The following is a 15,500-nucleotide window of genomic DNA, read 5'->3' as shown; positions in this document are numbered from 1 at the left end:
TGGCAAGTTTTTGAAATTATAAATACATTTTTTTGTAAAAAAAAATCAAATACCAAACTCTACCTGAAATGTACCGAACCAAAAATTGGAGGTATTAACCAGATTCCATTCATTGTTTGCCCACCCATATCCTAGATTTCCCTGAAGTTTTATTCTGTGTCCATTGAGATATCTGGAAAATCCCAACGCCACTTCATCACCTTGGCTTTCGTATGGTTTAATCTCATCTTCCGGTCTGACTTCAGCATATCTCAAAGCCAACTCAGATTTGGAAGAGATCATTTTGCTCAGCTGGATATTGTGCCCCTTTCCAATCCACACCACCCTAGTCGCTCCTGCCGAATTTCGAGTAATTGGATCTGGGGATTTTCTTTGAAAATATTCAGCCAAAACACCCCATCCTCGGTATTTGAACATAGCATCTGCGATCAGTACCTTCTGATCTCGTTTTGCATATAGATCAGAACCCAACTGTCCTCTTGCCCTCACTGCATTTTGATTTGAATTTAGGGTAAGGGCGAGAGATAACTTTGGTTTAGGTTCAAACTCCAAGTCACCCTCCGAGTAGTCTCCCCCATTCTTGAACTTTCCAAATGGCAAAAATTCAATTCGTCCTGTATAGCTGAGCCCATTGTCTCCCGGGGATGGATTTCTACCCTCTCCCGTGCTGACAGCACCCTTCAGTTGGTATTGAGCCTTTCCTTTGGTAGGAAGAGTATAATATGCAAAAAAGCCAAAATCACGATCTAAGGTAAAAACACCATTGGCGATAGAGCGGTCAACAAACTGAAGGTTACCAGAACTCACGACCCTTTCACGGTTTCCGGGCAATTTGGACTGCCCAAAACCCACATAAAAATTAGGATTAAAGTAATAATAGATAATTGCATCCCGTATGGGTTGAGCAAAACTACCCCCATCCAGATCCATGTCTGATTTTGAAAAACCTAACTGGATATAATACTGGATTCTGGGATTCAGTACGTAGCCATCGAGTCTTAATCGCATCCTTCTTACTCTGAAATCAGTCTGCTCAATGGATAAATCCTCTCCACTCTCAGTTCTCAATCCAAATCGATTTTGCATTCTAAACCGGAGATTGAGTTTAAACAATGAATCTTTTGAAATACTAATCCCATTTTGGACTTCCAACAAAGCCCTCTCATCAGATTCATTTTGGGCTTTTGCAGGGGTACCCACAAGGGATAAAAGGATCGAAACCGATAAGATCCGTAGGAAATTTTTCATGGGATATAATGTAAAAAAGCCGTAACGATTATTCGCTACGGCTTTTAGTTTTTTTCAATTAGATCAGGCTTTTGCTTTGATAAGATTTAAAGCACTTCCTGCTTTGAACCACTCAATTTGGCCTTCATTGTAGGTATGATTAGCTAAGATAGCTTGAGTACTACCGTCTTTATGATTGAGAATGATCTGAAGAGGCTTGCCTGGTGCAAAATCAGTCAGGCCTACAATGTCTATAGCATCATCTTCCTGAATCAACTCATAGTCAGCCGGATTGGCAAAAGTCAATGCCAACATACCCTGTTTTTTCAAGTTAGTCTCGTGAATTCTGGCAAATGACTTAACCAAAATAGCGCGAACTCCTAAGAATCTTGGTTCCATCGCAGCATGCTCTCTGGAAGATCCTTCACCATAGTTTTCATCACCCACTACGATAGACCCGATTCCTGCTGCTTTATATTGTCTTTGTGTTGCAGGCACTTCTCCATATTCTCCATTCAATTGATTTTTGACCTTATTGGTCGCATCATTAAATGCATTCACAGCACCAATAAGCATGTTATTGGAGATATTATCTAAGTGACCTCTGTATTTCAACCAAGGACCTGCCATGGAAATATGGTCTGTCGTACACTTACCTTTAGCTTTAATCAATAGCTTGAGACCCTTAAGGTCAGTTCCTTCCCACGCAGGGAAAGAATCAAGAAGCTGAAGTCTATCAGATGTCGGGCTCACCAAAACCTGAACGGAAGAACCATCCTCTGCCGGTGCTTGGTAACCTGCGTCCTCTACTGCAAAACCTTTTGCAGGAAGCTCAAGCCCTCTAGGTTCATCCAGTTTTACTTGCTGACCTTCTGAATTGGTAAGCGTATCTGTCAATGGATTGAAAGTCAAATCACCTGCAATAGCCAATGCTGTCACAATTTCCGGAGAAGCCACAAATGCGTGGGTATTTGGGTTACCGTCTGCACGCTTAGCAAAGTTTCTGTTGAAAGATGTGATGATGGAGTTTTTCTCTTGCTTTTCAGCTCCATGACGAGCCCACTGACCAATACATGGTCCACAGGCATTGGCTAAAACCACACCACCCATTTTACCGAAGGTATCCAAAAAGCCGTCGCGCTCCACTGTGAAACGAACCTGCTCCGAACCTGGAGTAATGGTATATTCTGATTTTGCATTAAGCTTCTTATCTACAGCCTGTTGAGCAAGTGAAGCTGCTCGGGAAATATCCTCATAGGAAGAGTTGGTACAAGAACCAATCAAGCCTACATCCAACTTAGCTGGCCAGCCGTTTTCTTTCACAGCAGCGGCAAACTTAGAGATTGGCCAAGCCAAATCTGGAGTGAAAGGACCATTTACGTGTGGCTCCAGCTCAGAAAGGTTAATTTCGATCACTTGATCAAAGTACTGCTCTGGGTTAGCGTAAACTTCATCATCCCCAGTCAAATGCGCAGCGATAGCGTCTGCCATGGCTGCGATGTCAGCACGACCTGTTCCCTGAAGGTAGGCGGCAGATTTTTCATCATACCCAAAAATAGAAGTGGTAGCACCAATTTCAGCGCCCATGTTACAGATTGTGCCTTTTCCGGTAGCTGAAAGCGAACGGGCACCTGCTCCAAAATATTCCACAATAGCACCAGTACCGCCTTTTACTGTCAAGATACCTGCTACTTTCAAGATCACATCTTTTGCAGAAGTCCAACCGGACATTTTACCTGTCAATTTCACACCAATCAGCTTGGGAAATTTAAGTTCCCAAGGTAGTCCCGCCATAACGTCGCATGCATCTGCACCACCTACACCGATTGCGATCATGCCAAGTCCACCGGCATTTGGGGTGTGAGAATCAGTACCAATCATCATTCCACCAGGGAACGCATAATTCTCCAGTACTACTTGATGGATGATACCTGCACCTGGCTTCCAAAATCCAATGCCATACTTATTGGATACCGAAGCCAAAAAGTCATAAACTTCTTTATTCTTATCCTTCGCCTTATTCAAGTCTTTTTCAGCCCCGATCTCTGCTTGAATCAAGTGATCGCAGTGTACGGTAGAAGGAACAGCCACTTTATCTCTTCCAGCCTGCATAAATTGAAGCAAAGCCATCTGAGCCGTTGCATCCTGCATGGCTACTCGATCAGGCTGAAAATCTACGTAAGACTTGCCTCTCGCATAAGACTGACTAGCAGGGCCTTCGGTAAGGTGGGCATAAAGAATTTTTTCTGTCAAAGTAAGCGGCTTACCTACAGCTTTTCTTGCAGCTGCGATACGCTCCGGAAACCGGGCATACACTTCTTTGATCATTTCGATATCAAAAGCCATCGTTTTGGATATTTAGGTGGATAAAAGGTTCAATTTTTCGCTCGCGAATATAGGAAAAAGAGACTGAAAAGGGAACGCTCAATTCATTCTTAAGGTTCTACCATCATTTTTTAAAAGCGCTAAATCCATTTGAAAAAATCAATACATCCACCAGATAGCTAAAGTCAGGAAAACAAACCCTGAAAGAAACAGCATGGCGCAGTAAGGCAACAACTTGCGCACGGGCACACCGGTAATAGAAAGTAAAGGCAAGGCCCAAAATGGCTGGAGGAGATTGCTAATCTGATCGCCATATGCAAATATCATGGTCAGTTTGGCAAAATTCAAACCCCAATTGGCAGCTGTCTCCATAATCACAGGACCTTGAATAGCCCATTGCCCGCCGCCCGATGGAACCAATAAATTCACAAATGCAGTAGAGAAAAACGTGATCAAAGGAAAAAACTCTTTGCTCGTTTGAGATTGGATTAATTGAGAAAGCTCATACAAGGCACCAGAGGAACTCAATAAACCCAAGATCCCCGCATAAAAGGGAAACTGGATCAATATATCGGAGGAAGTTTTTAATCCTTGCCCAACTGCAAGGCTAAATCTTTCCCATGACTTATAGGCTATTAACACCAACGAGAATAGAAGGAAATTAACCCAATTCAATGTAATCATGCCCAAACTAGCTTCTTCTGCGAAAATAAGTCCTACCATCATCACCAGAATCATGAATAGACCTACCCCTCTTGCTAAAGAACCTTCCTTTCCAGATTCAATAGGCCTTAGCGGATTGGAGGCCACAGAATCACTAGTTGTCAATGAAGTTTTGGAAAGTACATAGGCTGTAATCAGAAAAACTGAAATCAAGCCTGACGTAATCCATACATTGAAGGACGAGAATAGTGTTTCGGATACAGGAATGATCCCAATGGTATCCACCAGAAAATGACCTTTACCCGCTACAGTAAGTGGTGCAGAAGCTGATAGTCCTCCATGCCAAACTGCCATTCCCAAATAACCCGTTGATGCTAAAAGTGCTGAATTGGATTTAAAGCCTTTTGAAATCAAGGATTCATGGACAAACCTGGCCAAGATCGCTCCTACAATCAATCCAAATCCCCAATTAAGAATACCTGCGAATGAGGTAATAACCGCAGTCAACAAGGTCGCGGCGGTTAAGTTTTTTGGAATCCCGGCGATCACTTTTAGGACCCTGTTAATCGGAGCAAAAACTGCAAGAGCATATCCAAAAACCAGAATCATGATCATCTGCAGCGTAAATCCAAGCAGACTAAAAAAACCTTCCTGCCAATAAGCCAAAAGCCTTACCACTTTTGATAAAGAGGAATCTGATTCGGTTTGGTCCATCAGGATATACCCTGTGATAAAAGTCATAAGTGTGAGCAGAAGCACCAATCCCACCGGACTCAAAAAGGACTTAAAAATGTTTTTGGCGGTGTTGTTTTTCAATACTTTTATAGTTGAGTTTTTTGAATTAGTATAGAGAATTATTTGAAATGAGGCCTTAGAAGCCCAAGTGATAATTTTAAGATAATGGAATTTTTGTTTAACCCATATGCCCTTACGCTACTGGTATCCAGTACCATGGTATTGGGACTTTCTTTTTACATAGGATTTAAGCTGGAAGACTCTGTCAGGTGGATAGCATTTACGATGATATCGTTCTCACTGTGGGGTTTTTTCTATGGAGTCGAACTTACCCAAACCTCAATTGACAGCATGCTATTTCTTACCAAACTCCAATATATTGGTTTGGTGATGGCTCCTGCATGTTGGGTCATGTTTTCTTTGAAATATACAGGATATGACAATTCTTCATCCAAATGGGTATATCCTTCACTTTTCATTTTCCCAATCCTCATTTATTCAATTGTTCTCACCAATTCTTTTCACCACCTCCACTATAAATCAAACTGGCTAATCACTTCAGGCCCATTTCCAATGCTTGGAATTGAAAAAGGGCCTATGTATATGGTTCAGGTCATTTATTCTTACTTTTTTTATTTTTGGGGCACCTATATTCTTTGGAGGCGATTTCAATTTGCCAATAAACACTATAAACTTCAGACTAGACTTCTAATACTTGGAGGTTTTTTTCCGTTGATCATAAACGTCTTTTATCAAACCTCCTGGTTCAAACCTTACGAAGGTTTAGACATGACCCCTTACGCTTTCATTTTCACCTATTTTCTATTAGGAATAGCGATATTGAGATTCAACCTTCTGAACCTAAAGCCATTTGCCAGGGATAAAATATTGGAAGTGATGTCCAGGGGTGTATTGGTTTTTGACCATAGAGATAAAGTGGTGGACTTTAATCTGGCGGTTAAAAAGTTTTGTCTCCATCCCGAAAAAATAAAAATGGGACAACATGGTGAGGTCATTTTTACAGACAGACCTGAGATTCTCACACTTCTTAAATCTTCCGAACAAAAAATCATTGAAAGTAGAATTAATGGTGCCAATGGAGAGGCAATAATCAAGATCGAAGCTATACCCATCTTGGAAGGAGGACCTTTCTTATCCGGGGTTTTACTTCTTTTTGATGACATTACCGCCGAAATCAAAATCAACGAACGACTACAAAATCAAGCCACGGAACTTCAGCAGTTAAATAACCTGAAAGACAAATTTTTCAGCATTATTTCACATGATCTGAAGGGACCTGTTTTTGGGGTGAAGGAGCTGATACATCTGACACAAACAGGACTTATCCCGAAAGATGAATTTTATAATATGCTTCCAGAAGTATCCAGAAATATGGAACAAGTCTCCATTTTGTTGGAAAATCTACTCGCCTGGACAAGTTCTCAGCTAAAAGGAGAATACCTTCAGCCTCAAAAAATTGACCTTAATCGTATTGTCACTGGCCAAAAAAGTCTTTTGGAAAGAATAGCTTCCGAAAAGTCAGTCCACATCGAAATGCATGGATTTGAAAACACTTGGGTAAAAGCTGATAAAAATATGATGGAATTGATTTTTAGAAATTTGATTTCAAACGCTATTAAATTTTCTAGATCAAACTCAAAGATTGAAATCACTTGTGAAGAAATCGGGCAAGACTATCAAATCTGTGTGCGGGATTTTGGGGCAGGCATTTCTCCTGAAAATCTCACTAAAATCCGAGAAGGGATTTCCTTTACCACCAGGGGACAAAATAACGAAACCGGCACTGGCTTGGGAATGCTACTGGTAAAAGAGTATTTGGCTAAAAATAATGGCAGCATCCGAATTGAATCCAACTTGGGAGAAGGATCCCAATTCTATATCAAATTGCCAATTTGGTATGCCGATTAGTTTTCAGAAAGAGAATTCAGGAATTGCAAAGTATCTACATGATCAGCGTAATCCCACGGGCATGGCAGCTGTGCTTGGCCAAAAGGAATAAGACCAGCTATCGATCCAACTTGATTCCCGACTATACACTGAACCTTGTCTTTAATTAATTCAAGTCTTTGATCCAAGTCTTTTTCATCTTGGTATTTTTCATAATAAAGGACAGCAATCGGAGAAACCAACTCTTGGCTTTCCTTCAGTAGGAGAAAACCATTATCCAAATGAGGCTCCCCATTGACCAAATAAATGGACTTATTGTAGTCATAATTATTGAGGTACTTATGATGGGAATAAATCCAGTCCTTCTTATCCAAAACTCCCAAAAGACTAACCAAGGAGTCTTCCGATTTCACAAAAACTTTGGATACATTTCTGCAACCCAGGCCGAAATATTGAAAAATATCCCTTCCTAAATTTTCCAAATCTTGGTCTGTCTCCTCACCAGTAAGTATCGCTACAGAAGTTCTGTTGGACCGGATGATATGAGGATATTTACCAAAATAGTAATGGAAATACCTAGCAGAATTATCACTTCCAGTTGCTATGTAAGCATCTTTGCTTTTTAGCATATCTTCTATTTTGATAAGTAAAGCGAAGCTTGGTTCGATTGCGATCAATTGACCAATGAGCCATGTGACCAAGACCGAATCCGAAGAGCTAAGCTTAACGGAAGCAATGTGACCTGAAATCAAGACACAAAGAAGATCATGAAATCCAACCGCAGGTATATTTCCCGCCATCAAAATGCCGATGTTTTTAGGATTCGACGGCTCAATGATTTGATACTTGGAAAGCCAATCGGTCAGATTTTTTTCTTCCAAAAAGAGCTGAATACCTTCCAGCGCATTACTGACTGAACTAGGAATAAACCATGCATTTTGATTCTCTACCCGTCTAAAAAGTGAATATTTCTCCTCTTCATCAATTGAAGCTAATTGTAACCCTAGCTGAATAAAGGCTTGAATTCGGGACTGAAAGCTTGGATATGGACTCATTTGACAAAGGTATCCAAAAGGCGACTAGCTTGGAATAAATTTAAATTAATTAGTGTGACAACTTTTTTATTGCCTTAAAGTTGATGAGGTTGTACTTTTGACAATCAAAATTGAAGAACTATGGCTATAATGATTACAGACGAATGCATCAATTGCGGTGCATGCGAACCTGAATGCCCAAATACAGCAATTTATGAAGGTGGTGTCGAGTGGACTTGGGGAGGCGGAACCAATCTGAAAGAGGTAACTCTAGAAGATGGCACTGTCGTAAGCGGCACAGAAAAGCAGACTCCCGTTTCTGATGAATTTTATTATATCGTGACGGCAAAATGCACAGAGTGCAATGGCTTCCATGAGGAACCACAGTGTGCTGCTGTATGTCCGGTTGACTGTTGCGTGGATGATCCTGATCACCGGGAGACAGAACAAGAACTGCTTGCAAAGAAAGCTTTTATGCATGGCGAATAAGATAAAAAAGAGTGGCTTAGGCCACTCTTTTTTATTTTGATGTCTAGAATTTCAATTCATTTACTCCCCAAAAGCTTGTTTAACGACTTCATTTTTATTTCTGATTTTTAACTTTTTATACCCAGATTTCAACTAGTCTTTAAAAAAAAGTCCAAACCTCTTTTGAAAACTAGCCGCCTTTTGTTTTATCTTAGACGCCTAAAGTGTAGATAACCAACCCCAAATTAAAGCACTGTGGAAGATCACCGAGGATACGACAGAGACGAAATTTTCTCAAAAAAAGTAAAAGCAGGTAAACGAACTTATTTTTTTGATATCAAGTCTACAAGAGGAAATGATTATTACCTCACCATCACTGAAAGCAAGCGAAGGGTAAACGGAGACAATTTCAGCTACGAAAAGCATAAAATTTTCCTTTATAAGGAGGACTTCTTCAAATTTGTCAATGCACTGAATGAAGCAGTTGACCATGTGAAAAATGACTTAATGCCGGATTTTGATTTTGAGCAATTTGAAAATGAAGATTCGGAAAATGAAATGAATGATGAATTAAGATGGGAATAATCACTTCCCAACTTGATAACCTGAAAAACATCTAAGAATGTATATTTGAGGAGGCTTTGGCCTCCTTTTGTTTTATCCTGCCTATGCAAAGGTTTTTTGTCTACGCTATTCTGTCCGTATTGATCTTCTTGATCATTGGATGGTATTTTTCTAACATCACTATTTACATGATCATATCCCTGATCTTGGCTGCACTTCTTAGACCACTGACAAATCGAATCAATGATTTTCACTTAATAGGACAGCACATCCCAAGATGGTTGGCCATTTTAGTATCCTACTCGGCGATTATATCCTTGATTTTTTTGTTGAGTCTGGTATTTTTCCCCCTTGTCAATCAGCAGATTTTGATTTTAAGTGAGTTGGATCTTGATGGGATTTATTTCCAAATCCAAGCGCCGATCGAAAAGCTTGAGCGTTTTTTGGTTCGATATCAACTATTGGAAAATAAGGAGGGCTTTTTATTGGATGAAATCAAACAGTCCATTTTGGCCTTGATCAAAAAATTTGACATTGGAGGATTTATAACAGGATTTATTTCTTTGACCAGCAGTATCCTTATAGGAACCCTAGCCGTAGCGTTTATTACATTTTTCTTACTCTTAGAAAATGGTCTTTTACGAAGAAATCTACTCAACCTCATCCCCAATGCGTATTTTGAATTATCCGTAGCGACTTTTACAAAAGTCGAAAAATTACTATCCAATTACCTCTTTGGCTTGTTAATCCAGGTTTTGGCAATTTTTTCATTGGCAGGTTTTGGACTTTCTTTAGCGGGTGTCGAATACGCCTTAACTATTGCCCTTTTCGCAGCAATAGCCAACCTTATCCCTTATGCCGGACCAATCTTGGGGACGCTGTTCGGTATAGTGGTGGGGATTTCCACCGGAAATTTCTCCTCTGATGCAGAGTACACCTATTTTCTCATCAAAATTGCTTCGGTTTTTGCAATTGTTCAGATCACAGACAATGTAGCTTTGCAGCCCATGATTTTCTCGAAATCTGTAAAAGCCCATCCCCTTGAGATATTTGTTATTATCTTTGCCGGTGCAAAAATCGCCGGGATTGTAGGGATGATTTTCGCCATCCCTGTTTATACCATTTTCAGAGTGACGGTAATGGAGTTTTACAAGGGATACAAATCCTATCGCATATTCAAAATTAAAGCAACAAATTAATGGCATTACAATGTGGCATCGTGGGACTTCCAAATGTGGGTAAGTCAACGTTGTTTAATGCGCTTTCGAGCGCAAAAGCTGAAGCAGCTAACTTTCCTTTTTGTACCATCGAGCCAAACGTAGGAGTGGTTTCTGTCCCCGACAAAAGGCTTCAAATTTTGGAGGGACTTGTCAATCCCCAGCGTGTGGTACCCACAATTATAGAATTTGTTGATATCGCAGGATTAGTTAAAGGAGCTTCCAAAGGAGAAGGATTGGGTAATAAATTTCTGGCAAATATCCGGGAAGTAGATGCAATCATCCATGTAATCCGATGCTTTGAAGACAGCAATATTGTACACGTAGCAGGAGGTGTTGATCCTATTTTCGATAAAGAAGTAATTGACACCGAACTTCAACTTAAGGATTTAGAATCAGTAGAAAAGAAAATCCAGCGTATTGAAAAAATCGCAAAATCAGGTGATGCAAAAGCTAAAAGAGAACTTGAAATACTAATCCAATTCAAGGATGGGCTTACAGCAGGCCTGAATGCCCGAGCGATCGAAGTGGATAAAGAAGAACTTGAAGCTGTAAGAGATCTACATCTTTTGACGATCAAGCCTGTGTTATATGTGGCCAATGTGGATGAAGGTAGCATTTTGACAGGCAACAAGTTTGTCGATCAACTCAGAGAAAAAGTAAAAGAAGAAAATGCCGATGTCATTGTACTCTGCGCTGCTATCGAATCTCAGATCGCTGAATTTGATGATGCAGATGAAAAAGCAATGTTTCTGTCAGAATATGGTCTTGAAGAAAGCGGTTTAAACAAACTAATTTCAGGAGCTTATTCACTTCTTAATTTGATCACCTATTTTACAGCCGGGGTACAGGAAGTAAGAGCTTGGACTATTCGAAAAGGATGGAAAGCACCACAGGCCGCCGGGGTGATTCATACAGATTTTGAAAGAGGCTTCATCAAGGCAGAAGTAATTAAACTGGGAGATTACCAGCAGTTTAAAACCGAGGCAGGTTGCCGTGAAAACGGAAAAATTTCCATCGAAGGCAAAGAATATACCGTTCAGGACGGCGATATCATGCATTTTCGCTTCAATGTTTGACATTTCTTGGAAAATAATTGTAGTTTTACGACGCTTATCCACCCAAACAAAAAAAGTATTTTACATTACCAATTTGTCTCATATTATTTTTAATCACCGTGAGAGTTAGACTAATATTTTCCCTAAAAAACAAAGGCTCCTATCTGCCTTTTCATCATCAGTACATCCTTGCGCAATTCCTGAAAGGTTTGATTGTCAAAGGCGGTCGAGAAGAATTCTTCAATTACAACTACTTCAATTTCTCTGGCCTTAAAGGGCAGACTAAAGTAAGTAGAAGCGGCTTGCATTACTATTCAAGCTTGGTGACTCTTGTGCTTTCGTCACAAAGCGAAGAATTTATGGATTACTTGCTCGAGCAGGTTTTTGCCACACCAAAAATCGAACTCGGTAACCTTATCCTATCTCCAGAATACACCGAACTGGAAGTTGAACCAACTTTGGAAACTTCTAACAAGTTTGTATGTATTTCTCCTTTGGTACTGATTACTCCGGCATTCAATGAGGAAGCCGGAAAAAGATTTATCAATCCTGACAGTGACGAATTCTCTGATCTTTTATATGAGTCTACCTTGACTCGAATGGAAAGATCAGGATGGTATACTGCAGAGCAAATGGAATCTTTCTACAAATTCCAGGTTGTACCCGATATGGTTTATGTAAATAAACTCAAGGAACAACAAAAGAAATTTGCCCGCATCTATGCGGTGTATGATATGGATGTGAAATATGAAGTGAGAGGTTACACCCTACCATTCACTCTGTATGCAGCTCCGGAAGTACAGGATTTCGTATTCAAATGTGGATTGGGTGCATTTACGCACAAAGGCTTTGGAATGCTTGACTTAGCTAATCACCCAGCAGGTAACAGAACGACCACTTACAAATTCAAAAGAGAAGGCTTTGTTCCTTACAAGCCTACAGAAAGAGTAAGACAAAACGTCGCTCCAACCTCTGACGAAATAGATCCAACAGAAGAGTTTTAAAAAAAATCCCCAAATGGGGATTTTTTTTTGCTACAACCTTCTTCGATTTGGCTGGATAAAAGCATAACCTACCAGCTGGTCGTATCGGGAACCAAGCCCTCGGTAATAAACCAAAACTTCATATTGATTTTCAGTCTGAAAATGACTACCCTCAAAGGAGTCTGATTCAAAGGTTCCAAGGGAAACTTCTTCCCCGTATTGGTAATCGTACCAACCCTGCTTGAGTAACAGGGAAGTTGTATATAGCTTAGTTTTGGCGTCATATACCATTTTGGATTCAGGGATTTTTCCCCATCCGGAAAGAGAGCCCAGCATTCTGATGGACTGGCCAGGATCTGCTTTTAGAAAAAAAGTGGTATACAAGTATTCTGATTCCACTTCTGGATTTCCTCCTGGGCGATCATTGGTAAGAACAAGGTATTGACCATTCAAATCCAAATATTGAGAATATGCTCCTCCCGGTCTGGGATTATCCAATAGAGCTTCTGCCAAAATGATAGTTTCTTCAACTTTTACCGAACCCACATTTACACCAGTCGCTCTGATAAACCTTAAGTCGATAAACCTAAATTCATTTCCAGCTTTAAAAGTACTTTCACCTTCAAAAGGCTCAAATCGCATGATTTTGGAGCTTTGATTCAAAAAAGTTGGTTTAGATAAGAACTTAGCGTTGTCCCATCGCTGATTTTGTCGGATCACCACTTTGAATTGGGTGGTGGGATCTACTGCATCCAGATTGGAATAATTGATTACTGTATTGATCTGTTGGAGTTCTCGCCTGTCCTCCGTTTGATTTGGAGGAACAATACTGGCTCCCACCACTGCTGACTCTTCATAGACCATAAATCTCCGAGTCAGTACTACCTCATTTTCATTTCGGTTTTTATATACTTTTAGAATATAATTTCCGGATTTAGTCACGCGAGGTAGGGAAAAAGAATAATGGATGTAGGGAATCCTCGTGTTGACTGAGTAGGAATAATCTTGGACATTATACTCATTGAAAGCAACAGAAAAATCATTGTCTCTCAAGGCTGACTTTTTCCAATCAGCATCACAATGAATCAGCTTAGCGGTATACAACTCCGGATCATAGGCCAAGTCATCAAATACCAAAACCAACTGCCTCGCATCGGATAAGGAAACCACCGGCGCATCCAATTGACTGTCTACTCCTGGTCCTTGTGGGAAAAGTCTTGCAGACTGAATATGATCAACAAAAATCCTGTCTTCTAAAACCTGAGCTTTGCTTATACCCGGTCCAAGAATTAATGCAAAAACAATCCCAATCCACTTCATACATTTTTCAGATTTTCGAACACTAATTTATTTCAGCTGCTCCTGCAAGATAGAAATCTGATCCACCAAATTCTCCCATTTAGCATTGGCCTCATAAAGATTGGTTTGCACACTTTGGTAGCTTTCCTGAAGTTTTTGGGCCTTCCCTTCATCCAAATACAGGTCGGGATCCGCCATTTTTTGTTCAACTTCAAGTTTCAAGAGATCCAGAGTTTCAATCTCTTTTTCAATCTTACCCAATTGTTCTTCAAGCTTTTTCAGATCTCTCTTTGCCTGCTGAATTTCGGGCGTATTTCTCGGAGTTTCGATTGGTTTTTTTTCCACTTTCGAAAGCTCCTGAATTTGAGGCTTTATTTCCACTTGCTGACTACGCCAGAATTCATATTCCTCATACGTGCCAGGATATTCTTTGATCTCATGATTTTCGATGTACCAAATCTTATTAGCCACCCCTTTGATAAAATGTCGATCGTGAGACACGGTAATAAAAGTACCTTCATATTGCTGCAGGGCCTGAATCAAGATATTCACCGACTGAAAGTCCAAGTGGTTGGTAGGTTCGTCAAGGAGCAAAAAGTTAGCTTCTGAAATCAGGGTTTTCGCTAAAGCCACCCGGGATTTCTCACCCCCAGAAAGAACTTTGATCTTTTTGTAAACCTCCTCATTGGAAAAGAGAAAGCATCCCAAAACACCACGAAGCTCCATTTCTGTCTTTCCACTTCCCGCTTGAGACATTTCCTGAATGATCTCATTGTCCAAAGTCAACGCTTCCAACTGATGCTGCGCAAAGAAGGATTTGATTACGTTATGACCTTCGCTACGGCTTCCCTGAATTTGCTCCGTTCCGGCAATGATCCGAAGCAAAGTCGATTTACCTTTTCCGTTAGCCCCAATGAGTGCTATTTTATCTCCACGCTCGATTCGTGCAGTGGTATTTTTCAGGATCACCAGATCACCATAGGCCTTGGACACATGATCCAAAACGACCACATCTCTACCTGATTTCTGGGAAAACTTGAATTTAAAATTGACAAAAGCCTCATCATTCACCACTTCGTGTACCCGTTCCATACGATCCAATGCTTTGATTCTGGACTGAACCTGATTGGATTTGGTCGCCTTAGCCCGGAAACGCTCAATGAATCGCTCGGTCTGCTTGATCATCTGCTGCTGATTCTCGTAGGCATTTTGCTGCAGCTCCATGCGGAGCTTTTTCTCTTCTTTATAAAAAGAGTAATTCCCCGGATAGGAAGTTAGTGTTTGATTGGCCACTTCGACCGTTGTACTGATGCAGTTATCGAGAAAAGTCTGATCGTGAGAAACCACCACTACCGCACCTTCATAGTTTTTCAGGTAATTCTCCACCCACTGAATGGAAGGCAAATCCAGGTGGTTAGTAGGTTCGTCCAGCATCAGCAAGGATGGCTTTTCCAAAAGAAGCTTGGCCAACATCACGCGCATTCGCCAACCTCCGGAAAATTGACGAAGTGGCTTTTGGAGATCGGCAGTCTGAAAACCGATCCCTTCCAAAACCTCTTCTGCTTTGGCTTTGATCGTATAGCCTTCATTGGATTCAAATCGATCCTGTAAATAAGCCAGTCGATTGATTACTTCCTCCGAATAGTCTGTCTCCATCTGCTTGAGCACCTTGTCGATTTCGTCTTGAAGTGCCAAAGTTTCCTTAAATGCCGCCAAGGCTACATTCAGAATACTCTCGTCAGACTGATAGGAAAGAAGATCTTGGTTCAAAAAACCAATCGTACAATCCTTCGCTTTTTGTACTTCACCGGTAGTAGCTTGATAATCTCCATGGATGATTTTGAGCAAAGTGGACTTGCCTGTACCATTTTGACCAACGAGACCAATTTTGTCTTTTGGCTTGATATGAAGGTTGGCATTTTCGTAAAGAGCTCGTCCGCCGATGAAATAGGAAAGGTTGCTAATCGATAACATGGCGCAAAAATAACCATTGCCCCGCTTATCCACTTGATCTGGCAA

At 40.7% G+C, this 15,500-nt stretch carries 12 protein-coding genes; 6 read left to right on the top strand and 6 right to left on the bottom strand.

Annotated features, from left to right (window positions below; translation table 11 throughout):
• Positions 1-45: 45 nt before the first annotated feature.
• From ACFPIK_RS01395 to ACFPIK_RS01385, 3 genes are all read right to left on the bottom strand, one after another.
• Positions 46-1,248, bottom strand: coding sequence for a porin (locus tag ACFPIK_RS01395; RefSeq protein ID WP_377911444.1), 1,203 nt, complete (start codon positions 1,246-1,248; stop codon positions 46-48).
• Between the two features lie 63 nt (positions 1,249-1,311).
• Positions 1,312-3,573: an aconitate hydratase gene (locus tag ACFPIK_RS01390; RefSeq protein WP_377911442.1), complete on the bottom strand. Its 2,262-nt coding sequence runs from the start codon at positions 3,571-3,573 to the stop codon at positions 1,312-1,314.
• 138 nt (positions 3,574-3,711) lie between these two features.
• The gene (locus ACFPIK_RS01385; RefSeq protein WP_377911440.1) at positions 3,712-5,031 is read right to left on the bottom strand and encodes a TIGR00366 family protein; all 1,320 of its coding nucleotides are present in this window, start codon (positions 5,029-5,031) and stop codon (positions 3,712-3,714) included.
• 84 nt (positions 5,032-5,115) lie between these two features.
• Between ACFPIK_RS01385 and ACFPIK_RS01380 the strand changes: the two genes are divergently transcribed.
• On the top strand, positions 5,116-6,879 hold the full coding sequence (locus ACFPIK_RS01380; RefSeq protein WP_377911438.1) for a sensor histidine kinase: 1,764 nt from the start codon (positions 5,116-5,118) through the stop codon (positions 6,877-6,879).
• On the opposite strand, the gene ACFPIK_RS01375 is transcribed toward ACFPIK_RS01380, so the two are convergent.
• Positions 6,876-7,913: an acyl-CoA reductase gene (locus tag ACFPIK_RS01375; RefSeq protein WP_377911436.1), complete on the bottom strand. Its 1,038-nt coding sequence runs from the start codon at positions 7,911-7,913 to the stop codon at positions 6,876-6,878. The genes ACFPIK_RS01380 and ACFPIK_RS01375 overlap by 4 nt on opposite strands.
• Positions 7,914-8,033: 120 nt before the next feature.
• On the opposite strand from ACFPIK_RS01375, the gene ACFPIK_RS01370 reads away from it, so the two are divergent.
• From ACFPIK_RS01370 to cas6, 5 genes are all read left to right on the top strand, one after another.
• Positions 8,034-8,381 (top strand): 4Fe-4S binding protein, encoded by a 348-nt coding sequence (locus ACFPIK_RS01370; protein WP_377911434.1) that lies wholly within the window; start codon positions 8,034-8,036, stop codon positions 8,379-8,381.
• Between the two features lie 234 nt (positions 8,382-8,615).
• Complete coding sequence (locus ACFPIK_RS01365) at positions 8,616-8,945, top strand: DUF3276 family protein (RefSeq protein WP_377911432.1); 330 nt, start codon at positions 8,616-8,618, stop codon at positions 8,943-8,945.
• A gap of 83 nt (positions 8,946-9,028) precedes the next feature.
• Positions 9,029-10,123, top strand: a complete 1,095-nt coding sequence (locus ACFPIK_RS01360; protein WP_377911430.1) for an AI-2E family transporter — start codon at positions 9,029-9,031, stop codon at positions 10,121-10,123.
• Positions 10,123-11,220: a redox-regulated ATPase YchF gene (gene ychF / locus ACFPIK_RS01355; protein ID WP_377911428.1), complete on the top strand. Its 1,098-nt coding sequence runs from the start codon at positions 10,123-10,125 to the stop codon at positions 11,218-11,220. The genes ACFPIK_RS01360 and ychF overlap by 1 nt, the downstream gene beginning before the upstream one ends.
• A 98-nt stretch (positions 11,221-11,318) precedes the next feature.
• Positions 11,319-12,203 (top strand): CRISPR-associated endoribonuclease Cas6, encoded by an 885-nt coding sequence (cas6, locus tag ACFPIK_RS01350; protein ID WP_377911426.1) that lies wholly within the window; start codon positions 11,319-11,321, stop codon positions 12,201-12,203.
• A gap of 30 nt (positions 12,204-12,233) precedes the next feature.
• Here cas6 and ACFPIK_RS01345 read toward each other — a convergent pair whose 3' ends face one another.
• Together ACFPIK_RS01345 and ACFPIK_RS01340 are read right to left on the bottom strand one after the other, a co-directional pair.
• Entirely contained in the window at positions 12,234-13,502 is a 1,269-nt protein-coding gene (locus ACFPIK_RS01345; RefSeq protein ID WP_377911424.1) for a type IX secretion system plug protein, read from the bottom strand.
• A gap of 27 nt (positions 13,503-13,529) precedes the next feature.
• A complete protein-coding gene (locus ACFPIK_RS01340) occupies positions 13,530-15,455 on the bottom strand; it encodes an ABC-F family ATP-binding cassette domain-containing protein (protein ID WP_377911422.1) in 1,926 nt (641 codons plus the stop codon).
• Positions 15,456-15,500: the final 45 nt, after the last annotated feature.

The organism is Algoriphagus aquatilis, from assembly GCF_042657405.1.
Classification (GTDB): Bacteria; Bacteroidota; Bacteroidia; order Cytophagales; family Cyclobacteriaceae; genus Algoriphagus; species Algoriphagus aquatilis.
The sequence above is the reverse complement of the archived record's forward strand: the minus strand, read 5'-3'. Positions and strand labels throughout refer to the sequence as shown.

Excerpts from the sequence above, each read along its gene's own strand:
- ACFPIK_RS01395 (WP_377911444.1), bottom strand. The coding sequence starts at position 1,248 with ATGAAAAATTTCCTACGGATCTTATCGGTTTCGATCCTTTTATCCCTT.
- ACFPIK_RS01390 (WP_377911442.1), bottom strand. The coding sequence starts at position 3,573 with ATGGCTTTTGATATCGAAATGATCAAAGAAGTGTATGCCCGGTTTCCG.
- ACFPIK_RS01380 (WP_377911438.1), top strand. The coding sequence starts at position 5,116 with ATGGAATTTTTGTTTAACCCATATGCCCTTACGCTACTGGTATCCAGT.
- ACFPIK_RS01375 (WP_377911436.1), bottom strand. The coding sequence starts at position 7,913 with ATGAGTCCATATCCAAGCTTTCAGTCCCGAATTCAAGCCTTTATTCAG.
- ACFPIK_RS01370 (WP_377911434.1), top strand. The coding sequence starts at position 8,034 with ATGGCTATAATGATTACAGACGAATGCATCAATTGCGGTGCATGCGAA.
- ACFPIK_RS01360 (WP_377911430.1), top strand. The coding sequence starts at position 9,029 with ATGCAAAGGTTTTTTGTCTACGCTATTCTGTCCGTATTGATCTTCTTG.
- ychF (WP_377911428.1), top strand. The coding sequence starts at position 10,123 with ATGGCATTACAATGTGGCATCGTGGGACTTCCAAATGTGGGTAAGTCA.
- ACFPIK_RS01345 (WP_377911424.1), bottom strand. The coding sequence starts at position 13,502 with ATGAAGTGGATTGGGATTGTTTTTGCATTAATTCTTGGACCGGGTATA.
- ACFPIK_RS01340 (WP_377911422.1), bottom strand. The coding sequence starts at position 15,455 with ATGTTATCGATTAGCAACCTTTCCTATTTCATCGGCGGACGAGCTCTT.